The organism is Micromonospora sp. NPDC007220 (assembly GCF_040634035.1).
Classification (GTDB): domain Bacteria; phylum Actinomycetota; class Actinomycetes; order Mycobacteriales; family Micromonosporaceae; genus Micromonospora; species Micromonospora reichwaldensis.
Window position 1 is genome coordinate 211,981 of the sequence record NZ_JBEYEU010000004.1, and the last position, 21,843, is coordinate 233,823.

A 21,843-nucleotide genomic window follows, 5' to 3' on the forward strand; every position below is an offset into this window, starting at 1 on the left:
CATGTCTACCGTTTCCTGGATCACCGTGCGGGGGCTGTTCGGGCGTCGCCGGTTCCTCCTGCTGCTGCCGCTGCCCGTGGTGCTGGTGCTGCTCGCCGTGCTCTCCCGTTCGCTCGGGGTGGACCCGGGCGAGTGGGGCCCGCCGGTGCTGGTCGGCCTCGGCCTGGCCGTGGTGCTCCCGGTGGTCGCCCTGATCGTCGGCACCGGCGTGCTGGGGGCCGAGATCGACGACGGCACCGTCGTGCACATCCTGACCAAGCCGTTGCCGCGCTGGCAGATCGTGCTGCCCAAGCTGGCGGTGGCCGCCGGCGTCACCGCGGTCACCGTCGCCGTGCCGATCTACGTGGCGGGCGTGCTGGCCCACTCCGTACGACTCGGCCTGGCGCTCGCCGCCGCGTCGGCGGTCGGCGCGCTGGCGTACTCGGCGCTGTTCGTGGCGCTCAGCCTGCTCACCCGGCGTCCGGTGCTGCTCGGCCTGGTCTACGTGCTGATCTGGGAGGGGCTGCTCGGCAACGTCGTCAGCGGCACCAAGGTGCTCTCCATCCAGCAGTACGTGATCGCCCTCGCCGACCGGATGGCCCCCACCGGGCTGCTGGAGGCCGGCGTCTCGGTGCCGGTGGCGGCGGTGATGGCCGCGTTGATCAGCGCGGGCTTCACGCTGCTCGCCATCGACCGGCTCCGCTCCTTCAGCGTGGCCGGCGAGACGAGCTGATCCCCGACAGGCCGGGCCGTCCCGCCGGGAACCGGGACGCGACCTGACGGCCTCCGGGCAGCCCGACCCGGCGATGGTAGGGCTGCCCGGATGGACCGGGCCGGGCGGCTGGGCGAGGCTGACGGCGTGAGCGCGGAGACGGGGCTGGTGATGTCGCGGGGGTCCTATCCGGGTGCCGGCCGGCACTGGATGGTGAGCCTGGCGGTGGCCGGGCTGGCGGCGGCGGCGACCACCACGGCAGCGCAGGCCACCGGGCACTTCCACTGGTGGGCGGGGTTCGTGCTGATCCCCGGCGCGCTGATCGCCGCCACCGGCGGGCCGCTGCTGGCCAGGGGCGGCGGGCGGGCCTTCGCCGGCTACGTGGTCGCCTGCCTGGGCGCGCTGGTGTTCGCGGTCGGGGCGCTGCTGATGTTCGGCGTGTTCGGGCGGGGCTGGCCCCTGATGGTCATCCTGCCGTGCCTGGCGGTCGCCGGCACCTACCGCTGGCGGCTGGTCCATCCGTTGGCCCGGGGGCTGCACCGGGCGGTCTCCCTGCTGGCGCTGGCCGGCGCCGTGCTGCTCGGTGGGACGCTGCAACTGACCCGCGTCGACCTGGTCGGCGTCCATGCCGCGCCGATGTGGGGCGCGTTCCTGATGCTGGCGGGGGTGATCGTGCTGGGCAACGCGGTGGAGCTGACCCGGCACCGGATGCCGTACCGCCTTCAGGCCATCACCCTGCTGGTCGGCCCCGCCGTCGTCGCCTTCCTGCTCGGCCTGCGCCTCCTGCGCGGCTGGTGAGCCCCGCCCACGCCGGCTGAGCCAACCGGCCCCCGCCGCGCCGGCTGAGCCAACCGGCCCCGCCGCGCCGCTGGGCCCACCGGCCCCGCCGCGCCCGGTGAGAGCTCGGCGGGGCCGGCCGGTCAGAACGCGCAGGCGATGACGAGTTCCGGGGTGCGGTCGGGGAGCAGGTCCAGCTTGGCGATGCGGCCGGCGGCCCGGACGTCGTCGGCGATCACGGTCAGCTGTTCCAGCAGGGCCGCCGGGCCGAGCGCCTCGGCCAGCGGCACCTCCGCCTTCATCGACAGTTTCCGCTCCGACTTGGCCCGGCGCACCTGGCCGAGCGCGTCGGCGGCCAGCCGCAGCAGCTCCGGCTGGCCGGTGCCCTCGATCGCCCGGTCCACCTCGTACGTGGTGGGCCAGGTCGCGCGGTGCACCGAGCCGTAGCGCCACCACGACCACACCTCCTCGGTCACGTACGGCAGCACCGGGGCGAAGAGCCGCAGCTGCACCGAGAGCGCGGTGGCCAGCGCCGCCCGGGCCGAGTCCGCACCCGGCCCGGAGCCGTAGGCGCGCTCCTTCACCAACTCGATGTAGTCGTCGCAGAACCGCCAGAAGAAGCCCTCCGCGACCTGCAACGCCGCCGTGTGGTCGTACGCCTCCAGCGCCGACGTCGCGGCGGCGACCACGCCGGAGAGTTCGGCGAGCATGGCGCGGTCCAGCGGCTCGGTGGCCGGCGCCCGCAGCGCGTCGGCGGCGCCCAGCCCGAGGGCGAACTTCGACGCGTTCAGCAGCTTGGTCGCCAGCCGCCGGCCGACCTTGATCTGGGCCGGGTCGAAGGCGAGATCCATGCCCGGCTTGCCGTTCGCCGCCCAGTACCGCACCGCGTCGGAGCCGTGCTGCTCCAGCAGCGCCATCGGGGTGACCACGTTCCCCTTGGACTTGGACATCTTCTTCCGGTCGGGGTCGAGGATCCAGCCGGAGAGCACCGTGTCCCGCCAGGGCAGCACCCCGTGCTCCAGGTGGGAGCGGACCACCGTGGAGAAGAGCCAGGTGCGGATGATCTCCTGACCCTGCGGGCGCAGGTCCATCGGGAAGACCCGGGCGAACAGGTCCGGGTCGGTCTCCCACCCGCCGGCGATCTGCGGGGTCAGCGACGAGGTGGCCCACGTGTCGAGCACGTCCGGGTCGCCGACGAAGCCGCCCGGGCGGCCCCGCTGCGACTCCTCGAACCCCGGCGGGGCGTCGATGGACGGGTCGATCGGCAGCGCGGACTCCGCCGGCGTGAGAGGCTGGGACCAGTCCGGCTCGCCAGCGTCGTCGAGCCGGTACCACACCGGCACCGGCACGCCGAAGAAGCGTTGCCGGCTGACCAGCCAGTCGCCGGTCAGGCCGCCCACCCAGTGCGCGTAGCGGTGCCGCATGTGCTCCGGCACCCAGCGCAGCTCCCCGCCCCGGGCCAGCAGTTCGTCGCGCAGGCCCGCGTCGCGTCCGCCGTTGCGCAGGTACCACTGCCGGGTCGAGACGATCTCCAGCGGCCGGTCGCCGCGCTCGTAGAACTTCACCGGGTGGGTGACGGGTCGAGGCTCGCCGACCAGGTCGCCGGCGTCGGCCAGCAGCTCCACCAGCGTCCGCCGGGCGCCGTTGACGGTCTGCCCGGCCAGCGCCGCGTACGGCTGCCCCGGCACGCCGGCCGGCGGCTCGGGCAGCAGCCGGCCGTCCCGGCCGATCACCACGCGGGTGTCCAGCCGCAGCTCCCGCCACCAGGTCACGTCGGTCAGGTCGCCGAAGGTGCAGACCATCGCGATGCCCGTGCCCTTGGCCGGGTCCGCCAGCGGGTGCGCCCGCACCGGCACATCCACTCCGAAGACCGGCGTACGCGCGGTGCCGCCGACCAGGTCGGCGTACCGCTCGTCGTCGGGGTGGCAGACCAGTGCCACGCAGGCCGGCAGCAGCTCCGGTCGGGTGGTGTCGATGAGCACCTCCCGTCCGCCCGGCCCGGCGAACCGCAGCCGGTGGTACGCCCCGGGCCGCTCCCGGTCCTCCAGCTCCGCCTGGGCGACGGCGGTGGCGAAGCCGACGTCCCAGAGCGTCGGCGCCTCCGCCTGGTACGCCTCGCCCCGGGCCAGGTTGCGCAGGAACGCCCGCTGCGAGGCCGCCCGGGCCGCCGAGCCGATCGTCGTGTACGTCAACGACCAGTCCACGGAGAGCCCGAGCCGCCGCCAGAGCGCCTCGAAGACCTGCTCGTCGGCGACGGTCAGCCGCTCGCACAGCTCGATGAAGTTGCGCCGGGAGACCGGGGTCGGGTCCTTGCGGGCGGCCTCGCTCACCGGGGTGTCGGGGGCCTGCCGGTCCGGGTCGTACGGCAGCGCCGGATCGCAGCGCACGCCGTACACGTTCTGCACCCGGCGCTCGGTGGGCAGGCCGTTGTCGTCCCAGCCCATCGGGTAGAAGACCGTGCGCCCGCGCATCCGCTGGAACCGGGCCACCACGTCGGTGTGCGTGTACGAGAAGACGTGCCCCATGTGCAGCTCGCCCGATACGGTCGGCGGCGGGGTGTCGATCGCGTACACGTCGGCGCTGCGACCGTTCGGGCTCGGCGCGTCTGACGCCGCGCTGCGCCCCCGAACGGTCGCCTTCGCGCGGTCGAACGCGTACGTGCCGTCCTCCTGCCAGCGGCGCGCCCAGGTCTCCTCGATGCCGTCCAGGCTCGGACGTTCGGGGACGCCGGCGCGGGCCGTCCGCTCCGTGTCGGTCATCCGTCGATGGTAGGCAGTGGCCGGGGGCCGGACCACGTGGTTTCGCCCCGTGCCCGGACGCGTCCCGCCGGCGCGCTCAGAGCAGGGAGTCGCGCCACTGCCGGTGCAGGGCGGCGTACCGGCCACCGGCGACGGCGAGCCGGCCGGGCGGGCCGTCCTCGACGATCCGCCCGGCGTCGAGCACCAGCACCCGGTCGGCCGTCTCCACGGTGGAGAGCCGGTGCGCGATCACCAGCGCGGTGCGGTCGGCCAGGATGGTGCCGAGGGCGTGCTGCACCATCCGCTCGGTGGGCACGTCCAGCGACGAGGTGGCCTCGTCCAGGATCAGCACCGTCGGGTCGGCCAGGAACGCCCGGGCGAACGCGACAAGTTGCCGCTGCCCGGCGGAGAGCCGGCCGCCGCGCCGCTGCACGTCGGTGGCGTACCCGTCGGGGAGGGCGGCGATGAAGTCGTGCGCGCCGATCTCCCGCGCGGCGGCCTCCACGGCGGCGTCGTCGGCGCCGGGACGGCCGAACCGGATGTTCTCCGCGACCGTGCCGCCGAACAGGTGCGTCTCCTGGGTGACCAGGACCACGGCCCGCCGCAGCTCCGCGTCGGCGACCTCGCGCAGGTCGACCCCGTCGAGGGTGACCGCGCCCGAGAACGGGTCGTGGAACCGGGCGAGCAGCTTGGCGACGGTCGACTTGCCGGCGCCGGTAGCCCCGACCAGCGCCACGGTCTGGCCGGCCGGGACGGCGAGGTCCAGCCCGGCGACGATCGGCGCGTCCGGCCGGTAGCCGAAGGTGACCGCCCGGAAGGCGACCGCCCCGCGCCCCGGCCCGGCGGGCAGCGGCACGGGCCGCGCCGGCTCCGCCACCGACGGCCGTTCGTCGAGCACCCCGGCGAGCTTCTCCAGCGCCGCCGTGGCCGACTGGAGCGAGTTGTAGAACTGGCTCAGTTCCTGCATCGGCTCGAAGAACCGCCGCAGGTAGAGCAGGAACGCCGCCAGCACGCCGATCCCGGTCGCCCCGCCCAGCACCCGCCAGCCGCCGTAGCAGAGCACCACCGCCACGGTGACGTTGCCGATCACCTTGATCCCCGGCGAGTACGTCGCGATCAGCCGGAACGCGTCCCGGCTGGCCCGCCGGTAGTCGTCGCTGACCGCCCCGAAGATCTGCTGGTTGCGCGGCTCCCGCCGGAACGCCTGCACCGCCCGGATGCCGCGCATCGACTCGACGAAGTGGACGATGACCAGCGCCACCGTCTCCCGGGTGCGCCGCCACGCGTCCGCCGACGCCCGCGCGAACCAGCGGCTCAGCAGGATCAGGAACGGGAACGCGAGCAGCGTCACCGCGGCCAGTGGCACGTCCAGCCAGAGCAGGATGCCGGCGACCGACAGGATCGACAGCACGGCCAGCACCAGGCCGTCGATGCCGCCGCCGACCAGTTCGCCGATCGAGTCCAGGTCGCTGGTGAGCCGGGACACCATCCGCCCGGAGGTGTACCGCTCGTGGAACGCCACCGACAGGCGCAGGAAGTGCGCGTACACCCGCTGGCGGAGGTCGAGCAGGACGGCCTGGCCGATCCGCGCGGAGAGGGTGAGGAAGCCCCGGCGGGCGGTGTACTCGACGGCGGTGGCGGCGGCGAACCCGGCGGCGACGACCAGCAGCGGGCCGGCATCGCCGGCCCGCAGCGGCGCGATCGCCCGGTCGATGCCGAGCATCACCAGGTACGGCCCGGCCATCGCGGCGGCGTTCTGGCCGAGCAGCAGCGCGACGGCCAGCGCGAGGCGGCGCCGGTGCGGGCGCAGCAGGTCGCGCAGCAGCACCCGGCTGCGGGCCCGGAGCCGGGCCACCGCCTCGGGGTCGGTGTCCTCGGCGCGGCTGCGGTCCGCGTCCGGGTCGGTGGCGACGCCGCGCCACCGGGCGAGGTCCGCCCCGCTCGTGGGGCCGGCGGTGTCGCCGGTCACGAACGCACCAGGCCACGGTCGCCGGGCGGCGCGGGGGTGGGCTCGGCGGAGAGCACCGCGCGGTACGCCGGCACGGCGGCGAGCAGCTCCGAGTGCCGCCCGACGGCGGTGATCCGGCCGTGCTCCAGCAGCGCCACCCGGTCGGCGAGGGCGATCGTCGAGGGCCGGTGCACGACCAGCAGGGCGGTGGTGGTGCGGAGCACCCGCTTCAGCGCGGTCTCGACCAGCGCCTCGGTGTGCACGTCCAGGGCCGACAGCGGGTCGTCCAGCACGAGCAGCGCGGGGCGGCCGAGCACCGCCCGGGCCAGCGCCAGCCGCTGCCGCTGCCCGCCGGAGAGCGACAGCCCCTGCTCGCCCAACCGGGTGGCCAACCCCCACGGCAGTTCGTACGCGAAGTCGGCCTGGGCGAGGGCGAGCGCGGCGCGGACCTCGTCCTCGCCGGCCTCCGGCCGGCCGAGCGTGAGGTTCTCCCACACCGACATGGAGAACAGCGTCGGCTCCTCGAAGGCGACCCCGACCAGCCGGCGCAGGGCGGACAGCCGCAGGTCGCGCAGGTCGTGCCCGTCCAGCGTGATCCGCCCGCCGGTCACCTCGTGCAGCCGGGGCACCAGGGAGAGCAGGGTGCTCTTGCCGCAGCCGGTCGCCCCGACCAGGGCCACGGTCTCGCCCGGCTCGACGGTCAGGTCGATCTCCCGCAGCACCGGCGCGGCGGTGCCCGGGTAACGGAACGAGACCCGCTCGAAGCGGAGCCGCCCGCGTACGTCGGCGCGGCGCAGGGCGAGCGCGTGCGGGGCGTCCACGATGGCCGGCGGAGTGTCCAGCACCTCGCGCACCCGGTCGGCGGCGGTGGCGGCCTCCTGCCCGTTGGCGATGATCCAGCCCAGCGACTGCACGGGCCAGATCAGCATGAGCTGGAGGCTGACGAAGGCGACCAGTTCGCCGATGGTCAGCACCCCGCTGGCGGCGGCCGCCGCGCCGGCGACCAGCACCACGCCGAGGGTCAGGTTGGGCACCAGGTCGAGCAGGGCGGAGGTGCGGGCCAGCAGCCGGCCCTTGCCGACCCCCGTGTCGTGCAGCGCCCGCGCGCCGGTCGCGAAGCGGGCGGCGAGTTCCGGCCCCCGCCCGTACGCCTTCATCGTGCGCAGCCCCTGCGCGGTCTCCTCGACCAGCGTGGCCAGGTCGCCCTGCTGGTCCTGCATCCGCCGCGAGGCCGCGTGGTAGTGCCGCGCGAAGCGGCGGCTGATCAGGAACAGCGGCACCGCGCTCGCCGCCACCAGCAGCCCCAGCGCGGGGTGCAGCCGGATCAGCAGCGTCACCACGGCCAGGTAGGTCACCAGGTTGAGGATCAGGAAGAAGAGGCCGAAGGAGAGGAACCGGCGCAGCACCGACAGGTCGCTGGTGACCCGGGAGAGCAGTTGGCCGGACTGCCAACGGTCGTGGAAGCTGGTCGGCAGCCGTTGCAGGTGGGCGTAGACGTCCTCGCGGATGGCCGCCTCGATCCGCATCGAGGACGACGACTGCACCCAGCGCCGGATGAAGATCAGCAGCGCCTCGACCAGGCCGAGCAGCAGCGCCAGCCCGGCCAGCCGGAACAGCCCGGCCGGGTCCTGCCGGGCCACCGGGCCGTCCACCACCCGCTGCGCGACCAGCGGTACGGCGATGCCGGCCCCGGTGGCGGCGAGGCCGGCGAGCAGCAGCCAGCCGAACTCGGCCGCGTGCGGGCGCAGGTAGTGGCGCAGTCGCCAGAGGCTGTGCAGCGGGTGCCGGCCGGCATCGACCGGGCAGGCCGGGTCGCCGTCACCTTCCGCAGGCACTACCCGACGGTAGCCTCAAACGGGGCCGGCGCAGGTGTCGGCTTCCCGTCATGGCCGCTCGTGCCCGAGAAGCCACTTCTTCACGTCCAGCCCCCAGCGGTAGCCCCCGAGCGTCCCGTCGGTGCGCAGCACCCGGTGGCAGGGGACGAACAGGGCGGCGGCGTTACGGGCGCAGGCTGCGGCGGCGGCCCGTACGGCGGCGGGGCGGCCGGCCAGCCCGGCGAAACCGGTGTAGGTCACCGGGTCGCCCGGCTTCACCTCGCGCAGCACCTGCCAGGCGTGTGCCATGAACGCGCCCCCCGTGTGCTGCTGGACCGGCACGGCGTCGATCGCGGCCAGCTCGCCGTCCAGGTAGGACGCCACGGCGACGCTGACCGGGCCGAGGTCGGCCCGGTGCCGCAGCGGCGCCCGCAGGGCCGGGTGCACCAGGGGGAGCAGGCTCTCCGGGTCGCCGGTGAAGCCCGCCGCCCGGACCGCGCCGTCCGGGCCGGCCACGATGCTGAGCGGCCCGGCGGGGGTGTCGATGACGGTGCTGTCGTTCATGCTCATGCTGCTCTCCAGAGTCGGATCACCGCGTACGAGCGCCAGGGGCGCCAGCGGTCGGCGTACGGGTCGAGGGTCGTGGGGGCGTCGGGGAGGCCGAGGGCGGCGGCGCCCCGGCGTACGGCGAGGTCGGTGGGGAGCAGGACGTCCGGGTCGCCGAGGGCGCGCATGGCCACGTAGCCCGCCGTCCAGGGCCCGACCCCGGGCAGCGCCAGCAGCCGCCGGACGGTCTCCTCGCGGTCCCCGCCCGGCGCCAGGTCCAGCGACCCGTCGGCGACGGCGCGGGCCAGCCCGCGAATCGTCTCCCGCCTCCCGGCCGGCATCCCGAACACCTCGTTCGGCACCCCGAGCACCTCCTCGGCGGTGGGGAAACCGGACAGCCACGCCCTCCCCGCCCCCTCGGCTAGTTGATCAAGAGGTTTCGGCTCCCGAGAACGCTCCCCGGCTGTCGAAACCTCTTGATCAACGCCGGTGGGGCCGGGGGGCGGGGTGTGGCGGGCGGGCGGGCGGAGGTGTGCCAGGAGGCGGGTGAGGGTGGTGCGGGCCGAGCGGACGGAGACCTGCTGGCCGACGACCGCGCGCACGGCCATCTCGAAGCCGTCGACCGAGCGGGGGAGCCGGATGCCCGGCTCGGCGGCGACCACCCCGGCCAGCGCCGGGTCGGTGGCGAGCGTGCCGTCGACGGCGGTCGGGTCGGCGTCGAGGTCGAGCAGGCGACGGCAGCGGGCCACGGCGGGGGCGAGGTCGCGCATGTCGGTCAGCCGCAGCGTCGCCGTCACGTGCCCGTCCGCCGGGGTCAGGGCCGCCTCACCCGCGCCGTGCGGCAGCCGCAGGCCCCGCCGGTACGTCCCGTCGCGCACCTCCTCGACGCCGGGCAGCGCGCGCAGCGCGAGGAAGTCCAGCAGCGCCTCCGCGTGCAGCGGCGGGCGGTACGCGAGCCGCAGTGTGATCGTGCCCGCCCCGCCCGGCGCGGGGCACCGGCGGCCGGCGGTGCGCAACTCGGACGGGGCCGCCCCGAACACCTCCCGGACCGTGTCGTTGAACTGCCGCACGCTGCCGAACCCGGCGGCGAACGCGACCTCCGCCATGCCCAGCCCCGTGGTCTCGATCAGCGTGCGGGCGGTCTGCGCGCGTTGCGCCCGGGCCAGGGCCAGGGGACCGGCGCCCATCTCGGCCCGCAGCATCCGGTGCAGGTGCCGTTCCGTGTAGCCGAGCCGGGCGGCCAGCCCCGGGATGCCGTCGCGGTCCACCACCCCGTCGGCGATCAGCCGCATGGCCCGACCGACCACGTCGGCCCGCACGTCCCACTGCGGGGAGCCCGGGGCGGCGTCCGGCCGGCAGCGCCGGCAGGCGCGCAGCCCCGCCGTCTGGGCGGCGGCGGCCGAGGGGAAGAACCGGACGTTCTGCCGCTTCGGCGTCGTCGCCGGGCAGGACGGCCGGCAGTAGATCCCGGTCGACGTGACGCCCGTGTAGAACCAGCCGTCGAACCGCTGGTCGCGGCTGTCGACCGCCCGGTAGCACCGCTCGAAGTCCAACTCCACGTCACCGATGATGCCCCTGCCAGGCGCCCCTGGCTCGCGGGAATCGGACGTGGCCGTGCGGGCCTGAACCGGACGCCCGGCGCCGAAAGTGTCGGTTGTGGTCGGTACCGTCCGGCCACCAACTCAAGAAGGGGTGCGGCGATGGCGAGCGTGGCGGGTCGGCGGGCGGCGTCGACACGGGACGGGCACCCTCCGCTGGACGGCGCGGTGGTGCAGCGCTTCTACGAGCGGATGCGCGCGGTCGCCCCGGCCGCCGTCGGCGCGATCGAACGGGACCGGGCCGGCGACCCGGGGCGGGCGTTCGGTGACACCGCCTGCGGCCGGCTGGTGCGCTCGCTCGACGCCGACGGCCTCCGCGCGCTGGGCATGTGGGTGCACCACTGGTGCATGCGGTTCTACGACGACGACACCCGGGTGGCGCTGCGCCTGGTCCGGGAGATCGCCGGCCGCGCCGGGCTGGGCTGGACGGCCGACGAGGTGCGCTGGATGCTCCGCGAGTCGTACGCGGCCGGTCCCGCCGCCGAGGCCCGCTTCACCCTGCCGCTGGCTGCCGCCGGGGAGTTGGCTCCCGGCGCACTGCCGATCGAGGCCGTGGTTCCCCGCCAGGCCGGTCCCCGCGACTGACCCATCGGGCCGGGCGACTGACCCGCCGGTCCCCGCGACCGACGCCAGGCCGGCCCGCCGGGCGCGGTGCCCACTGGTCCGGGCCGGCGTCCCGGCAGCTGCCCGGCCACGGTGGCGCCGACCGCCACGGCGAAGCCGGCGAGCTGCCAGCCGGTCATCGCCTGCCCGAGCACGGCCCAGCCGAGCACGGCGGCCGTCAGCGGGCTGAGCGCCCCGAGCAGCGACACCTGGGTGACTGGCAGCCGGGCCGCGCCCCGGAACCACAGCGCGTACGCCAGCGCCGTTCCGACGAGCGTCAGCCACGCGTAGCCGGCCAGTGCCGGCGGGTCGGGCACGGGCGGCGTCCCCTCGACCAGCAGGGCCGCCGGCACCACCATCAGCCCGCCGGCGGTGAGCTGCCAGCCGGTGGCGGTGAGCGTGCCGACGCCCGGCGGGCGGCCCCAGCGACGGGTCAGCACCAGGCCCGCGCCCATCGCGGCGGTGGCGGTCAGCCCGGCGGCGACGCCCGTCGGGTCGAGGCCCGCGTCGGGTCGCAGCACGACCAGGGTGACCCCGGCGAGCGCCGCGAGCGCGGCGGCCAGCGCCCGGGGGTGGGGCCGTTCGTGCAGCACGAGCACCGTCAGCCCCGCCACCAGCAGCGGCTGAGTGGCGCCGAGCACCGCGGCGGCGCCGCCGGGCAGGTGGTACGCGGCGAAGAAGAGCAGCGGGAAGAACGCCCCGATGTTCAGCGCGCCGAGCACGGCCGCGCGCCACCACCAGGCGCCGTGCGGGCGGTGCCGGGTCAGCGCGAGCAGCAGCAGGCCGGCGGGGAGGGCCCGGATCACGCCGGACCAGAGCGGCCGGTCGGGCGGCAGCAGTTCGCTGGTGACCAGGTACGTCGTGCCCCACGCGGTCGGCGCGGCGGCGGTGAGCAGGATGTCGAGCCGGCGTCGGTCCACGGTTCCTCGCTAACTCTTGTTGCTAAGTATCTTGCTACTAAGCTACTTCGTGGCGAGTGAAAGCGGGAGTGCGAGGTGCGGCACAATCCGGGGGTGACCGAGCGGGACGACGTCGACGGCATCGTCGAGCAGTGGCAGCGCGAGCGGCCCGGAATGCGCCCCGAGCCGATGGCGGTCTTCGGCCGGATCTACCGGCTGGCCCGGCTCGTCGGCGACGAGCAGGAGCGCACCTACGCCCGCTGGTCGATCAGCCGGGGCGAGTTCGACGTGCTCGCCGCCCTGCGCCGCGCCGGCACCCCCTACACGCTGGCACCGAAGGCGCTCACCGCCTCGCTGATGCTCACCTCCGGCGGGATGACCGGCCGACTCGACCGGCTGGAACGCGCCGGACTGCTCCGCCGCGCACCCGACCCGGCGGACCGGCGCGGGCTCCAGGTCACGCTCACCCCGGCCGGCCTCGAACTGGTGGAGGAGGCCGCCGAGGCGGGGCTGGCCGTCCAGCGCCGCCTGCTCGACGCGCTGCCCGCCGAGGACCAGCGGCGCCTCGCCGACCTGCTGCGTACGCTGCTGGGCGCGGTCACCGACAGCGGACGCTGACCGGCGGCACGGAACTGGCGGCGCGGACCCTGGCGGCGACGGGCGGCAGCCCCGAGCCGGCGACCGGCGGCACGGACCTGGCGGCGGCGGGCGGCCCGGGCCGGCGACCGTCCGTGGCGGGCCCGCGTGGCGGGCGCTGGGCGGCAGGGGAGCGGCCTCGGGCAGGATGGGCACAGTCGACCCCGACGGAAGGACGACCGTGCCCGCCAGTGAACCGACCATCCTCGCCACCAGCATGGGCATCTACGCGCCGCGCCACGAGGGCGGGCCCCGGCGGGTCAACCCCGTCTTCGACCTCGCCGCCGAGCTGGCCGAGGCCGGGCCGGAGCCCAGGATCTGCTTCCTCAACCAGGCCGAGGGGGACCAGCCGACCACGCTCGCCCGGGTCTACGAGGCGTTCGCCGGCAGCCGGTTCCGGATGACGCACCTGGCGCTCTTCCCGATGCCGAACGTCGACGACGTCCGCGCCCACCTGCTCGCCCAGGACGTGATCTGGGTCGGCGGCGGCAGCGTCGCCAACCTCTGCGCGGTCTGGCGGGTGCACGGCCTCGGCGAGATCCTGCGCGAGTGCTGGGAGGCCGGCGTGGTGCTCGGCGGCGTCTCCGCCGGCTCGATCTGCTGGCACGCCGGCGGGGCCACCGACAGCTTCGGCACCACCCTGCGCGGCTTCACCGACGGGCTGGGCTGGCTGCCCTACGGCAACGGCGTGCACTACGACAGCGAGGAGCAGCGCCGGCCGCTGATGCACAAGCTGGTCGCCGACGGCGTGCTGCCGACCGCGCACTGCACCGACGACGGCACCGGCCTGCTCTACCGGGGCATCCGCCTGGTCGAGGCGGTCGCGGACCGCGAGGGCCCCTCGGCGTACGAGGTCAGCCGCGCCGACGACGGCACCGCCCGGGAGACCCCGATCACCCCCCGCCTGCTCGCCTGACCCGCCTCACCCGACCCCGGCCCGACCCTCCGGGCCGGCCCGGCCCTCCGTGTCGATCTTGGTACGGGAGCGCCCCTGGAGGGGCCGTTCCGTACCAAGATCAGTCGGGCGTGGCGGCCTGCCTCGTCAAGGGTGTGGGGCATCGGCGTAAGCTGGCCCGTCGTGAGTCTCACCATCGGCATCGTCGGCCTGCCCAACGTCGGCAAGAGCACCCTGTTCAACGCGCTGACCAAGAACGACGTGCTCGCGGCGAACTACCCGTTCGCCACCATCGAGCCCAACGTCGGCGTCGTCGGGCTGCCGGACGAGCGGCTGCACACGCTCGCCGAGATCTTCAGCTCGCAGAAGGTGCTGCCCGCCCCCGTGTCGTTCGTCGACATCGCCGGCCTGGTGCGCGGCGCCTCCAAGGGGCAGGGCCGGGGCAACGCGTTCCTGGCGAACATCCGCGACGCCTCGGCGATCTGCCAGGTCGTCCGGGCCTTCTCCGACCCGAACGTGGTGCACGTCGACGGCAAGGTCTCCCCGGCCGACGACATCGAGACGATCAACACCGAGCTGATCCTCGCCGACCTCCAGACCCTGGAGAAGGCCCTGCCTCGGCTGGAGAAGGAGGCCAAGCTCCGCAAGGACCGGGCCGCCGCCGTCACCGCCGCCAAGCAGGCCGTCGAGCTGCTCGACACCGGCGTCACCCTCTACTCGGGCGCCAAGGACGCGGGCATCGAGCTGGAGCACCTGCGCGAGCTGCACCTGCTCACCACCAAGCCCTTCCTCTACGTCTTCAACGTCGACGAGGCCGAGCTGGGCAACGCCGAGTTCCTCGACGAGCTGCGCGCCCTGGTCGCCCCGGCCGAGGCCGTCTTCATGGACGCCAAGATCGAGTCCGAGCTGGTGGACCTGCCCGACGAGGAGGCCCGCGAGCTGCTGGAGTCGATCGGGCAGAACGAGCCGGGCCTGGACCAGCTCGTCCGCGTCGGGTTCCGCACGCTCGGGCTCCAGACGTACCTCACCGCCGGCCCCAAGGAGGCGCGCGCCTGGACCATCCCGGTCGGCGCGACCGCGCCGGAGGCCGCGGGCGTCATCCACTCCGACTTCCAGCGCGGCTTCATCAAGGCCGAGGTGGTCTCCTTCGGCGACCTGGTCGCGGCCGGTTCGATGGCGGCGGCCAAGGCCGCCGGCAAGGTCCGGATCGAGGGCAAGGAGTACGTCATGCAGGACGGCGACGTCGTGGAGTTCCGCTTCAATGTCTGATTCCGGTCCAACGTCTGCCGCCTAAACTTCGCCATGTGGTGAAGCTTAGGGCGGTGATGGTGTGTTGGCACTCGGACGACTTTCCTGGCTGGGTTGAGATTTCTGTCCGCGACGTCCGCGGGCAGGATCACCGGATCATTGAGAAGGTCCCCGTCCTGACGTCTCTGCATGTGACGGCCGATTCGCGCTTCCCCATCATGCTCTGGATAGAGGTGGAAGCCGAAAGCATCGACGGTGATGAGATCACTGTGGCGCTGCCGGACGGGATGGAAACGACCGAAGGCAGGGGTAGCCTGGTGGTCGTCTCGGCTGAGGCCGATCGGGAGCGCTACCGCGATGACCGCGGATGGTTGGATTACTCGATTCACGAGCTTCCGGCCGGTGTGCTCTGGGGTGCCGATGGCGCAACGCCCGCGCAGTGCGCCGAGATGCTGGCCGGCTTGGACGAGTTCGCTCTCGTCTGCGCCCGCCTCGGGCTCGATGACCACTCGGAGTTCATCGACGCCTGCCGTTGGCACTTCGACCATTACCCGCACTACCTGAGCCGCCGTCGACATTTCTCGGACTACCCGACGTACATCCGTGATCGGCGGGGACCGTTGCGGGTCCCACCGCCCCCTGGCCCGGACTGGCTACGGCGGCGCCAGCCGAGTGCCTCCTGACAATGCTCGACGACGCAATACGGTCGAATTCGGAGGCCGCCGCAGACGTTGTTCCACGACGTGACGCGGTGGAGTTCCGCTTCAACGTGTAGTGACGATCCGGTTCACCCTCTGACGGAGTCGGGGCCCGGCTCAGCTCTTGCGGCCGGGCACCAGCCCATTCAGATCGAGCTCGATCGTGAACGGCGTCGTGGTGCGCAGCTCGTGTCGATGAATTGCGGTCGGCACATAGGACCGAGTGGGACCGTCGAGTTCGTAGGCGTGGACCACCGGTGGTCCATCCTCCTCCTCGATGCGCCAGTAGTTGGCGATGCCGGCTTCCGCGTACTTGCGCAGCTTGACCGTCCGATCGCGGTGGGCCGACTCCGGAGAGACCACCTCCACGACCAGAAGAGTCTCCTCAGGCGTGTAGAAGGTGCGGGACGGATCGTAAGGCGCCCTCGTGGCCAGGAGATCGGGCTCGGGACGATTCCATCTGTCGAGTCGAATCGTGATCTCCCTGTCGACCTCGATGCCAGGCGGTGCCTGATCCGTCAGTCGGTTCACCAGCGCGGTGACCATCCGGGCGTGCCAGACCCGCCGGGGAGACCTCATGAAGACGAGTGCTCCATTGCTCGCATCCCCTACCGTCATGAGCCATGACCCACCCGTACCAGGTGCCCCAACCGCCGAAGCGGCGCACGCTGCGCACCGTCCTGATCGTCGTCGGCGTGGTCGTCGTGCTGTGCTGCGGCGGCGCCGGCATCGGCGGCTTCTTCCTGTTCAAAGGTGTCAAGGGCGCGACGGACCCGGCGCGGCAGGCCGCCGAGTCGTTCGTGAGCCACCTGGAGGCCGGCGATCCGGATGCGGCGTACGAGCTGTTGTGCGGCGACACGCGCGGCGGGTACACGAGGGAGGCGTTCGCCCAGGGTGTCGCCCAGCAGCCGAGGATCCACAGTCACAAGGTCAACGGCGTCAACGTGTCGAGCGTCAACGGCCGCACGTCGGCGACGGTGAACATGGCCCTGACGCTGGGCAGCGGCTTCACCAACCAGCACACGTTCAGGCTGGTGAAGGAGGACGGGGCCTGGAAGGTGTGCGGCCAGCCGTACTGAGGGCGCGCACGCCGTTGCCGCCGGGCCGGATGCCGACCGTGGGGTCGCGCATGGCGGGACGCTGCTTCTTCTGAGTACCCGGACGGATGCCTGACGACGGGATCGCTGATCTCCTTACGTCATGTCACGGCACAGCGGTGGTCGACAGGCGTTCGGTTCGGCCCTGCGGCGGGCGACAGGCAACGTCGGGCGCGGTGGTCTGCTGGCCTGCCTCGTCGCACTGTCCTGCGTCGGCTGCGCCCGCTCGGGCCACGACGCGGCCCGGGACCGCGTCCTGGAGAGGGCCGGGCAGATCGCCCACGAGACCGAGGCGTGGGCGACCGACTCGCACAGCCTGAGCGGCTGGGCGAGCAACGAGTCAGTGCTCGACCGGCTCGTCGCCCTGACCGGGGGCGAGCAGCTCGCCTCGTCGGTCCACGATCCTGACGATCATGGCGTGGGCCTACTGGCCAGGGTGGAGGTGGCGATGGTGGGCGCCGCCTCGGACACCTGGCTCGGCGAGGAGACGCACTACAACATCTGCGTCCGTTTCGACGTCACTCGGGAGAGGAGCGGGCCCCGCGAGATCACCCCGGTGACCGTCGACTGCCCTCCCCGGGTTCCGGAGACCCGGTCACCGGCCTGAGGGCGAGCGCGACGTTCCCGCGACCGCCGTCATCCATGTTGCGGGCGCGTCGCCGAAGGTGGCAGTCACCGTCATCCCTGCGACCGGTCGCCGGTCAGCCGCTGCGTGGGGCGTACATGATGATGGCGACCCCGACCAGGCAGATGGCCGCGCCGACGACGTCGTAGCGGTCGGGGCGGAACTTGTCGACGACCATGCCCCAGGCGAGGGAGCCGGCGACGAAGACGCCGCCGTAGGCGGCCAGGATCCGGCCGAAGTTCGGGTCGGGCTGGAAGGTGGCGACGAAGCCGTAGAGGCCGAGGGCGACGACCCCCGCCGCCACCCACAGCAGCCCCCGGTGCTCGCGCCAGCCCTGCCACACGAGCCAGGCCCCGCCGATCTCGGCGAGCGCGGCGAGCAGGAACAGCAGGATCGAGCGCACCACCGTCATGGTGGGAACTGTAGCGGGAGCACGACCCGGTCAGCGGTCGGCCGGATCAGGGCGTCACGGTGAGCGGGTTGCCGGCGGCCCGCGCGGCGTCGAAGCGTCGGGTGACGTCGGCCCAGTCGACCAGGTCCCAGAGGCGGTCGACGTAGTCCGGGCGCACGTTCCTGTACTGGAGGTAGTAGGCGTGTTCCCAGGCGTCGAAGACCAGGATCGGCGTGGAGCCGTGCCCGACGTTGCCGTGGTGGTCGTAGACCTGTTCGACGATGAGGCGCTGCGCCAGCGGCTCCCACGCCAGGACGCCCCACCCGGAGCCCTGCACGCTCTTCGTGGCGGCGGAGAGCTGCCCGGCGAAGCCGTCGAACGAGCCGAAGTGTTCGCCGATGGCGGCGGCCAGCTCGCCGTCGGGGCGGTCGCCGCCATCGGGGGAGAGGTTGTTCCAGAAGATCGAGTGCAGGACGTGCCCGGAGAGGTTGAAGGCCAGGGTCTTCTCCAGGCCGACCAGCGCCGAGTAGTCGCCCTTGTCGCGGGCCTCGGCGAGCTGGTCGAGGGCGTCGTTGCTGCCCTTGACGTACGCCGCGTGGTGCTTGCTGTGGTGCAGCTCCAGGATCTGACCGCTCATGGCGGGTTCCAGCGCTCCGTAGTCGTAGGGCATGTCGGGGAGCTTGTAGACGGCCATGGGGACCCTTTCGCGAGTGGACGATCTTCCGATCAGTATGCCTTATTGCAAACTCTTGGCAACTACGGAATATTGGCAACTGGAGCGGGTCGCACGGGATCCGCTCCACGGCCGACGCTGTCGGTAGGGCGCGCCTCCACGCCGCGATGATCACCGGTGGGGGCGCGCCCGCACGTGCCACCGGCCAGCCCCTGCACGTCACCGCCGCCCCTGCCACCACCGCCGCCGCTGCCGCGCGGCCGCCCGCGCTCCCTCCCACGGGGGAGGGCGTCCCCTCGCGCTCGGGAGTCGGCGCGGGGTCCGTCGGGCCTAGCGTCGGGAGCATGGATGCTTCTTCCGGTGCGCGGCGATGGCCGGCCTACGCGGTGGCGGTGCTCTTCCTCGCGTACGCCGTGGGCAAGGCCGCCTTCGCCCTCGAATCCCGGCTCGGTTTCCCGGGCGGCCCGGTCGTCCCGGCCGCCGAGCACGAACGCTACGCCCGCGACGTGATGGGCGTGGCGACCGCGCAGTGGTCGGCGACCGCGTCGGGGGTGGCGGGCGCCTGCCTGGCCCTCGCCACGGTCACGGCGCCGGGGCGCCGGGTGCCGAGGCCCCTGATGTTGCTGGCGCTGGCGGGCATGCTGCTGGCCGTCGGGGCCGGCGCGACGATCATGGTGGTGGACGGGTTCGTGGGCATCGGCGTGGGCTGGCAGTGGCACCACGGGGTCCTCGGGCTCGTCATGATCGGGCTGCTCGTGGCGATGATCCGGTCCTACGTGGTGGTGACGAGACGTGTCGCGCACTGACCGGGCGCGGGTGGGCGCGTACGGCGCGGCGGCATGCGCGTCGGCCTACGGGGCGATGAAGCTCGCGCAGGCGCTGGGGGCCAACGCGCTGGCCGACAAGGATCCGCTCCCGCCGGAGCTGCGCGAACGGCTGCTCGCCCGCGACCCGCTGTTCGTGGCGAGCCACTGGGCCCTGGCCGCCGCCGCGGTTGTCGGTGTCGTGGTCGCGCTGGCCACCCTGCGCCCCTGGCCGGCGGCCCTCCCGCGCAGGCTGCTGCTGGCGGTCGCCTGGACGCTCGGCATCCTGATGATCGCCCGGTCGGTCGGCGTGCTGGGGCACGGCCTCATCGGTGACGCGCTGCTGCTGACCGGCGTCCGGCCGCCGCCGGTCGGGCACGCCGCCCTGGCCCGCGACCTGGCGTGGTGGGACCTGCTGCTGTGGTCGCCGTTCTTCCTGCTCTGGGGAGCGTGCTGGACGGCGGCGGGCTGGCGGCTGGGCAGGCGGCACCGCTGACGCGGCCGGTGGTTGCGCGCGTCGCGGGCCGGGCGGCGCCGGGTCGGACCTACGATCGGGCGGTGCAGAAGGTACGCCTCCGCCGGCTTCCGGTGACGTCACCGCCGATCCCGGAAGGTGGCGGTCGGATCCAGTCGCCGGCCGGCGAGCTGGCCCAGATCGTCAACGGCGGCACCTACCGCTTCCTGGCGTACCTGGAGTTCCGGCCGGACGCCGCCCGGCCGCGCGGCAACCACTACCACGCCCACAAGACGGAGACGCTGTACGTGATCAGCGGGCGGCTCCGGGCGGTGTTCCGCGACCTGGACTCCGGCGAGCGGACCGAGCTGACGATCGAGGCGGGCGACGCGGTCACGGTGGAGCCGCGCTGCGCCCACGTCTACTTCGCCCTGGAGCACTCCCAGGCCGTCGAGTTGGCGGACACGCCGTACGACCCGGGCGACACCCACCCCTGCGACGTGGTCGGCGGCGGCTGATCGGTCGACCGTCGACCGCCTACGATCTCGCCATGATCACCCCGCCCCTCCCGCCCGACGTGCTCGCCCGCTATCCCGGCCTGGAGAAGTTGGGGCGCACGGCGACCCGCCTGCACCCGCGCCCCCGGGGCGGTCACGGCCGCCGGGAGCCACGTCGGCGGGCCGCTGCTCTGGCCGGCCGACGAGCCCTGGCCCACCTGCGAGGCGCCGCACATGGTGCACGAGGAGGTGCCGGTCCCGGCCGAGCTGGTGGAGCGGATGCGGGCGGCGGAGCGTCGGCGCACGCAGTCGCACGTCCTGGCCGAGGGCGAGGTCGAGCTGCACCGGGAGATCGCCACCCTGGTCGGCCCGGGCTTCACCGGCTGGGGCTCGCGCGATGGCGGCCCGGTCGTCGGCTACCGGTACGTGCCACGACCGCACCCCGCGCCGAACCCGATGGTCCCACTGGCGCAACTGCGCGCGCAGGACGTCCCCGACCTGCCGCGCCCCGGCGGGGCGGACCTGTTACAGGTGTTGTGGTGCCCGTTCGAGCACGCCGAGGGCCCGTGGGGGCCGACGGTGGAGCTGCGCTGGCGGCGGGAGGCGGACCTGACCGATCTCCTCGGCCAGCCGCCGCGCGGCGAGATCGGGAACGACGAGTACGTGCCCCGGCCGTGCCGGCTGCACCCGGAGCAGGTCGTCGAGTACCCGTACCCGCAGGAACTGCCGGAGGCCCTGCGGATACTGGTCGACGAGCAGGACGAGGAGGGCGAGTACGACGACAACAACTACGTCGACACCCTCATGGCGCCCGGCTGGAAGGTCGGCGGCTACGCCGACTGGAGCCTCACCGACCTGCGCCCGACGCCGTGCCCCCGCTGCGCCGGCCCCACCACGCTGGCCCTCGTCGTCGCCTCCTCGGAGCGGGGCACCGGCCGGTGGCAGCCGACGCGGACGGACGGCCAGCCCGACCACGACCCGCACGAGCCGACCGGAGTCGTCGTCGGCCGGCACGGCGCGCTGCGCATCTTCGTGTGCCTGATCTGCCCGGACACACCGTTCCTGCTAGACCAGCAGTGACCGCTGCCGCCACCGACCCGCTCCGCGGCGCCAGGTGCCGGTCGGGGTTCGGCCGGTGCCCGAGCCAACGCCCACGACGTTGCCGACTGCCCCGATAGCCCAACGCCGCCGGGACGAGTGGAACGCCATGGGTGTCAAACAGGCGCTTTGACGCACGTGGTGTTCCACTCGCTGCTCGGCGTCGCGGCGCTGCGGGACGTCCCGGCCGGCGTGGCAGGACGCGCGGCCGCGCGTCGGGGGGTGGTGGGTCAGCCGGTGGGGCGGGTCAGTTTGACCTGGTCGCCGGCCAGCACCTCCGTGGTGCCCTCCGGGTGGCGAACCTCCAGCACCGGCACGCCCTCGTCGAGTTGCATGCTCCGTCGCTCCTCGCCCGTGGGCATCCGTGCGACCACCGTTGCGCCGGGAGGCACTTCGACCGGCCGGCGCGCTGGCGTCTCCCGCACGTGGGTGCCGTGGCCCCGCACCGTGCTGACCACTCCCTCGGACCGGAGCAACGAGGTCACGAGGGACCTGCTCTCCGCCGTACGCCTGGCGCGGGTCGTGGCGCGGTGGGCGAGCGTGCTCGCGCAGACCGACCCCGGTGAGACCACGGTCTCCGCCGAGGACGCGCAGCACCTGCGGCACCGGGTCTTCTGTGACACGCTGCTGCCCGAGGGCCGGCGCTGCCTGCTGCGGGCCGACCACGACGGTCCGTGCACCCGCCGCCCCGCGAGATTCTGAGACCGCCGGTCGCACGTCGTCCGGAACCGGGTCGCCCGTTCGTCACCCTGGTGAGTACCCGACATCGAGGAGCGACATGAAATACCTGATGTTCGTCTGCACCGACAGCGAGCCGGACACCGACCGGGCCGACTGGCCGGACATCGAGGCGTGGGTGGCGGAGAACGACGCCCGGGGCCGGCGGCTGACGGGCGACGCCCTCGCGGAGACGACGGCGGCCACCACGGTCCGCGTCCGCAACGGGGAGTTGCTGGTCTCCGACGGCCCGTTCGCCGAGACGAAGGAGGTCATCGTGGGCTTCGACCTGCTGGAGTGCGCCGACCTGGACGAGGCGATCGAGGTGGCGCGCGCCCACCCGATGGCGCGCGAGGGCCGGCTCGAACTACGTCCGATCGTCAGCCTGGGTGGCTGA

Annotated in this window: 23 protein-coding genes and 1 pseudogene; 15 read left to right on the forward strand and 9 right to left on the reverse strand. The window is 73.9% G+C overall.

Annotation, left to right across the window (positions count from 1 at the left end):
• Position 1: 1 nt before the first annotated feature.
• Both ABZ573_RS11525 and ABZ573_RS11530 read left to right on the forward strand, forming a co-directional pair.
• Positions 2-712 (forward strand): ABC transporter permease subunit, encoded by a 711-nt coding sequence (locus ABZ573_RS11525; protein ID WP_151456321.1) that lies wholly within the window; start codon positions 2-4, stop codon positions 710-712.
• 126 nt (positions 713-838) lie between these two features.
• Positions 839-1,489, forward strand: a complete 651-nt coding sequence (locus tag ABZ573_RS11530; RefSeq protein WP_225852385.1) for a hypothetical protein — start codon at positions 839-841, stop codon at positions 1,487-1,489.
• Positions 1,490-1,611: 122 nt separating this feature from the next.
• Here ABZ573_RS11530 and valS read toward each other — a convergent pair whose 3' ends face one another.
• The 5 genes from valS to ABZ573_RS11555 all read right to left on the reverse strand — a co-directional run bounded on the left by valS (position 1,612) and on the right by ABZ573_RS11555 (position 10,073).
• Entirely contained in the window at positions 1,612-4,227 is a 2,616-nt protein-coding gene (valS, locus tag ABZ573_RS11535) for a valine--tRNA ligase (RefSeq protein WP_327029543.1), read from the reverse strand.
• A 76-nt stretch (positions 4,228-4,303) separates the two neighbouring features.
• Positions 4,304-6,175 (reverse strand): ABC transporter ATP-binding protein, encoded by a 1,872-nt coding sequence (locus tag ABZ573_RS11540; protein WP_151456323.1) that lies wholly within the window; start codon positions 6,173-6,175, stop codon positions 4,304-4,306.
• Positions 6,172-7,989 carry an ABC transporter ATP-binding protein gene (locus ABZ573_RS11545; protein WP_358117621.1) on the reverse strand — a complete coding sequence of 606 codons (1,818 nt, stop codon included), beginning with the start codon at positions 7,987-7,989 and terminating at the stop codon, positions 6,172-6,174. The genes ABZ573_RS11540 and ABZ573_RS11545 overlap by 4 nt, the downstream gene beginning before the upstream one ends.
• Positions 7,990-8,037: 48 nt before the next feature.
• Positions 8,038-8,538, reverse strand: a complete 501-nt coding sequence (locus tag ABZ573_RS11550) for a methylated-DNA--[protein]-cysteine S-methyltransferase (protein WP_151456325.1) — start codon at positions 8,536-8,538, stop codon at positions 8,038-8,040.
• Positions 8,535-10,073 (reverse strand): AlkA N-terminal domain-containing protein, encoded by a 1,539-nt coding sequence (locus tag ABZ573_RS11555; protein ID WP_358117626.1) that lies wholly within the window; start codon positions 10,071-10,073, stop codon positions 8,535-8,537. Before ABZ573_RS11555 ends, ABZ573_RS11550 begins: the two co-directional genes overlap by 4 nt.
• Before the next feature lie 141 nt (positions 10,074-10,214).
• On the opposite strand from ABZ573_RS11555, the gene ABZ573_RS11560 reads away from it, so the two are divergent.
• Positions 10,215-10,697 (forward strand): hypothetical protein, encoded by a 483-nt coding sequence (locus tag ABZ573_RS11560; RefSeq protein WP_225852416.1) that lies wholly within the window; start codon positions 10,215-10,217, stop codon positions 10,695-10,697.
• Positions 10,698-10,819: 122 nt separating this feature from the next.
• Here ABZ573_RS11560 and ABZ573_RS11565 read toward each other — a convergent pair.
• Positions 10,820-11,635: pseudogene (locus ABZ573_RS11565) on the reverse strand (EamA family transporter); the annotation flags it as partial.
• Positions 11,636-11,728: 93 nt separating this feature from the next.
• On the opposite strand from ABZ573_RS11565, the gene ABZ573_RS11570 reads away from it, so the two are divergent.
• The 4 genes from ABZ573_RS11570 (at position 11,729) to ABZ573_RS11585 (ending at position 15,076) form a co-directional block, all read left to right on the forward strand.
• Positions 11,729-12,232 carry a MarR family transcriptional regulator gene (locus tag ABZ573_RS11570; RefSeq protein ID WP_358117630.1) on the forward strand — a complete coding sequence of 168 codons (504 nt, stop codon included), beginning with the start codon at positions 11,729-11,731 and terminating at the stop codon, positions 12,230-12,232.
• A 199-nt stretch (positions 12,233-12,431) separates the two neighbouring features.
• Positions 12,432-13,166, forward strand: coding sequence for a peptidase E (locus ABZ573_RS11575; RefSeq protein WP_358117633.1), 735 nt, complete (start codon positions 12,432-12,434; stop codon positions 13,164-13,166).
• 162 nt (positions 13,167-13,328) lie between these two features.
• Positions 13,329-14,414: a redox-regulated ATPase YchF gene (gene ychF / locus ABZ573_RS11580; protein ID WP_132231020.1), complete on the forward strand. Its 1,086-nt coding sequence runs from the start codon at positions 13,329-13,331 to the stop codon at positions 14,412-14,414.
• A gap of 35 nt (positions 14,415-14,449) precedes the next feature.
• Positions 14,450-15,076 carry a hypothetical protein gene (locus ABZ573_RS11585; protein ID WP_151456639.1) on the forward strand — a complete coding sequence of 209 codons (627 nt, stop codon included), beginning with the start codon at positions 14,450-14,452 and terminating at the stop codon, positions 15,074-15,076.
• Positions 15,077-15,208: 132 nt separating this feature from the next.
• On the opposite strand, the gene ABZ573_RS11590 is transcribed toward ABZ573_RS11585, so the two are convergent.
• Positions 15,209-15,709, reverse strand: coding sequence for a Uma2 family endonuclease (locus tag ABZ573_RS11590; protein WP_358117637.1), 501 nt, complete (start codon positions 15,707-15,709; stop codon positions 15,209-15,211).
• A 5-nt stretch (positions 15,710-15,714) separates the two neighbouring features.
• Here ABZ573_RS11590 and ABZ573_RS11595 point away from each other — a divergent pair, with 5 nt between their 5' ends.
• Both ABZ573_RS11595 and ABZ573_RS11600 read left to right on the forward strand, forming a co-directional pair.
• A complete protein-coding gene (locus tag ABZ573_RS11595; RefSeq protein WP_358117640.1) occupies positions 15,715-16,170 on the forward strand; it encodes a hypothetical protein in 456 nt (151 codons plus the stop codon).
• A gap of 121 nt (positions 16,171-16,291) precedes the next feature.
• Positions 16,292-16,795, forward strand: coding sequence for a hypothetical protein (locus ABZ573_RS11600; protein ID WP_358117643.1), 504 nt, complete (start codon positions 16,292-16,294; stop codon positions 16,793-16,795).
• A gap of 94 nt (positions 16,796-16,889) precedes the next feature.
• Here ABZ573_RS11600 and ABZ573_RS11605 read toward each other — a convergent pair whose 3' ends face one another.
• Complete coding sequence (locus ABZ573_RS11605) at positions 16,890-17,225, reverse strand: YnfA family protein (protein ID WP_151456642.1); 336 nt, start codon at positions 17,223-17,225, stop codon at positions 16,890-16,892.
• Positions 17,226-17,271: 46 nt separating this feature from the next.
• Complete coding sequence (locus tag ABZ573_RS11610) at positions 17,272-17,898, reverse strand: superoxide dismutase (protein ID WP_151456643.1); 627 nt, start codon at positions 17,896-17,898, stop codon at positions 17,272-17,274.
• A gap of 323 nt (positions 17,899-18,221) precedes the next feature.
• Here ABZ573_RS11610 and ABZ573_RS11615 point away from each other — a divergent pair, with 323 nt between their 5' ends.
• From ABZ573_RS11615 to ABZ573_RS11640, 6 genes are all read left to right on the forward strand, one after another.
• Positions 18,222-18,683 (forward strand): hypothetical protein, encoded by a 462-nt coding sequence (locus ABZ573_RS11615; RefSeq protein WP_358117646.1) that lies wholly within the window; start codon positions 18,222-18,224, stop codon positions 18,681-18,683.
• Positions 18,670-19,176 (forward strand): DUF3995 domain-containing protein, encoded by a 507-nt coding sequence (locus ABZ573_RS11620; RefSeq protein WP_358117649.1) that lies wholly within the window; start codon positions 18,670-18,672, stop codon positions 19,174-19,176. Before ABZ573_RS11615 ends, ABZ573_RS11620 begins: the two co-directional genes overlap by 14 nt.
• Before the next feature lie 62 nt (positions 19,177-19,238).
• The gene (locus ABZ573_RS11625; RefSeq protein WP_192581540.1) at positions 19,239-19,652 is read left to right on the forward strand and encodes a cupin domain-containing protein; all 414 of its coding nucleotides are present in this window, start codon (positions 19,239-19,241) and stop codon (positions 19,650-19,652) included.
• Between the two features lie 213 nt (positions 19,653-19,865).
• The gene (locus ABZ573_RS11630; protein ID WP_358117653.1) at positions 19,866-20,711 is read left to right on the forward strand and encodes a hypothetical protein; all 846 of its coding nucleotides are present in this window, start codon (positions 19,866-19,868) and stop codon (positions 20,709-20,711) included.
• 465 nt (positions 20,712-21,176) lie between these two features.
• On the forward strand, positions 21,177-21,431 hold the full coding sequence (locus tag ABZ573_RS11635) for a hypothetical protein (protein WP_151455034.1): 255 nt from the start codon (positions 21,177-21,179) through the stop codon (positions 21,429-21,431).
• Between the two features lie 76 nt (positions 21,432-21,507).
• The gene (locus tag ABZ573_RS11640) at positions 21,508-21,843 is read left to right on the forward strand and encodes a YciI family protein (RefSeq protein WP_132231031.1); all 336 of its coding nucleotides are present in this window, start codon (positions 21,508-21,510) and stop codon (positions 21,841-21,843) included.

Coding starts and splice junctions, on each gene's coding strand:
- ABZ573_RS11525 (WP_151456321.1), top strand. CDS start 2: ATGTCTACCGTTTCCTGGATCACCGTGCGGGGGCTGTTCGGGCGTCGC.
- valS (WP_327029543.1), bottom strand. CDS start 4,227: ATGACCGACACGGAGCGGACGGCCCGCGCCGGCGTCCCCGAACGTCCG.
- ABZ573_RS11550 (WP_151456325.1), bottom strand. CDS start 8,538: ATGAGCATGAACGACAGCACCGTCATCGACACCCCCGCCGGGCCGCTC.
- ABZ573_RS11560 (WP_225852416.1), top strand. CDS start 10,215: ATGGCGAGCGTGGCGGGTCGGCGGGCGGCGTCGACACGGGACGGGCAC.
- ABZ573_RS11590 (WP_358117637.1), bottom strand. CDS start 15,709: ATGACGGTAGGGGATGCGAGCAATGGAGCACTCGTCTTCATGAGGTCT.
- ABZ573_RS11595 (WP_358117640.1), top strand. CDS start 15,715: ATGACCCACCCGTACCAGGTGCCCCAACCGCCGAAGCGGCGCACGCTG.
- ABZ573_RS11600 (WP_358117643.1), top strand. CDS start 16,292: ATGTCACGGCACAGCGGTGGTCGACAGGCGTTCGGTTCGGCCCTGCGG.
- ABZ573_RS11605 (WP_151456642.1), bottom strand. CDS start 17,225: ATGACGGTGGTGCGCTCGATCCTGCTGTTCCTGCTCGCCGCGCTCGCC.
- ABZ573_RS11610 (WP_151456643.1), bottom strand. CDS start 17,898: ATGGCCGTCTACAAGCTCCCCGACATGCCCTACGACTACGGAGCGCTG.
- ABZ573_RS11615 (WP_358117646.1), top strand. CDS start 18,222: ATGGATGCTTCTTCCGGTGCGCGGCGATGGCCGGCCTACGCGGTGGCG.
- ABZ573_RS11630 (WP_358117653.1), top strand. CDS start 19,866: ATGGTGCACGAGGAGGTGCCGGTCCCGGCCGAGCTGGTGGAGCGGATG.
- ABZ573_RS11640 (WP_132231031.1), top strand. CDS start 21,508: ATGAAATACCTGATGTTCGTCTGCACCGACAGCGAGCCGGACACCGAC.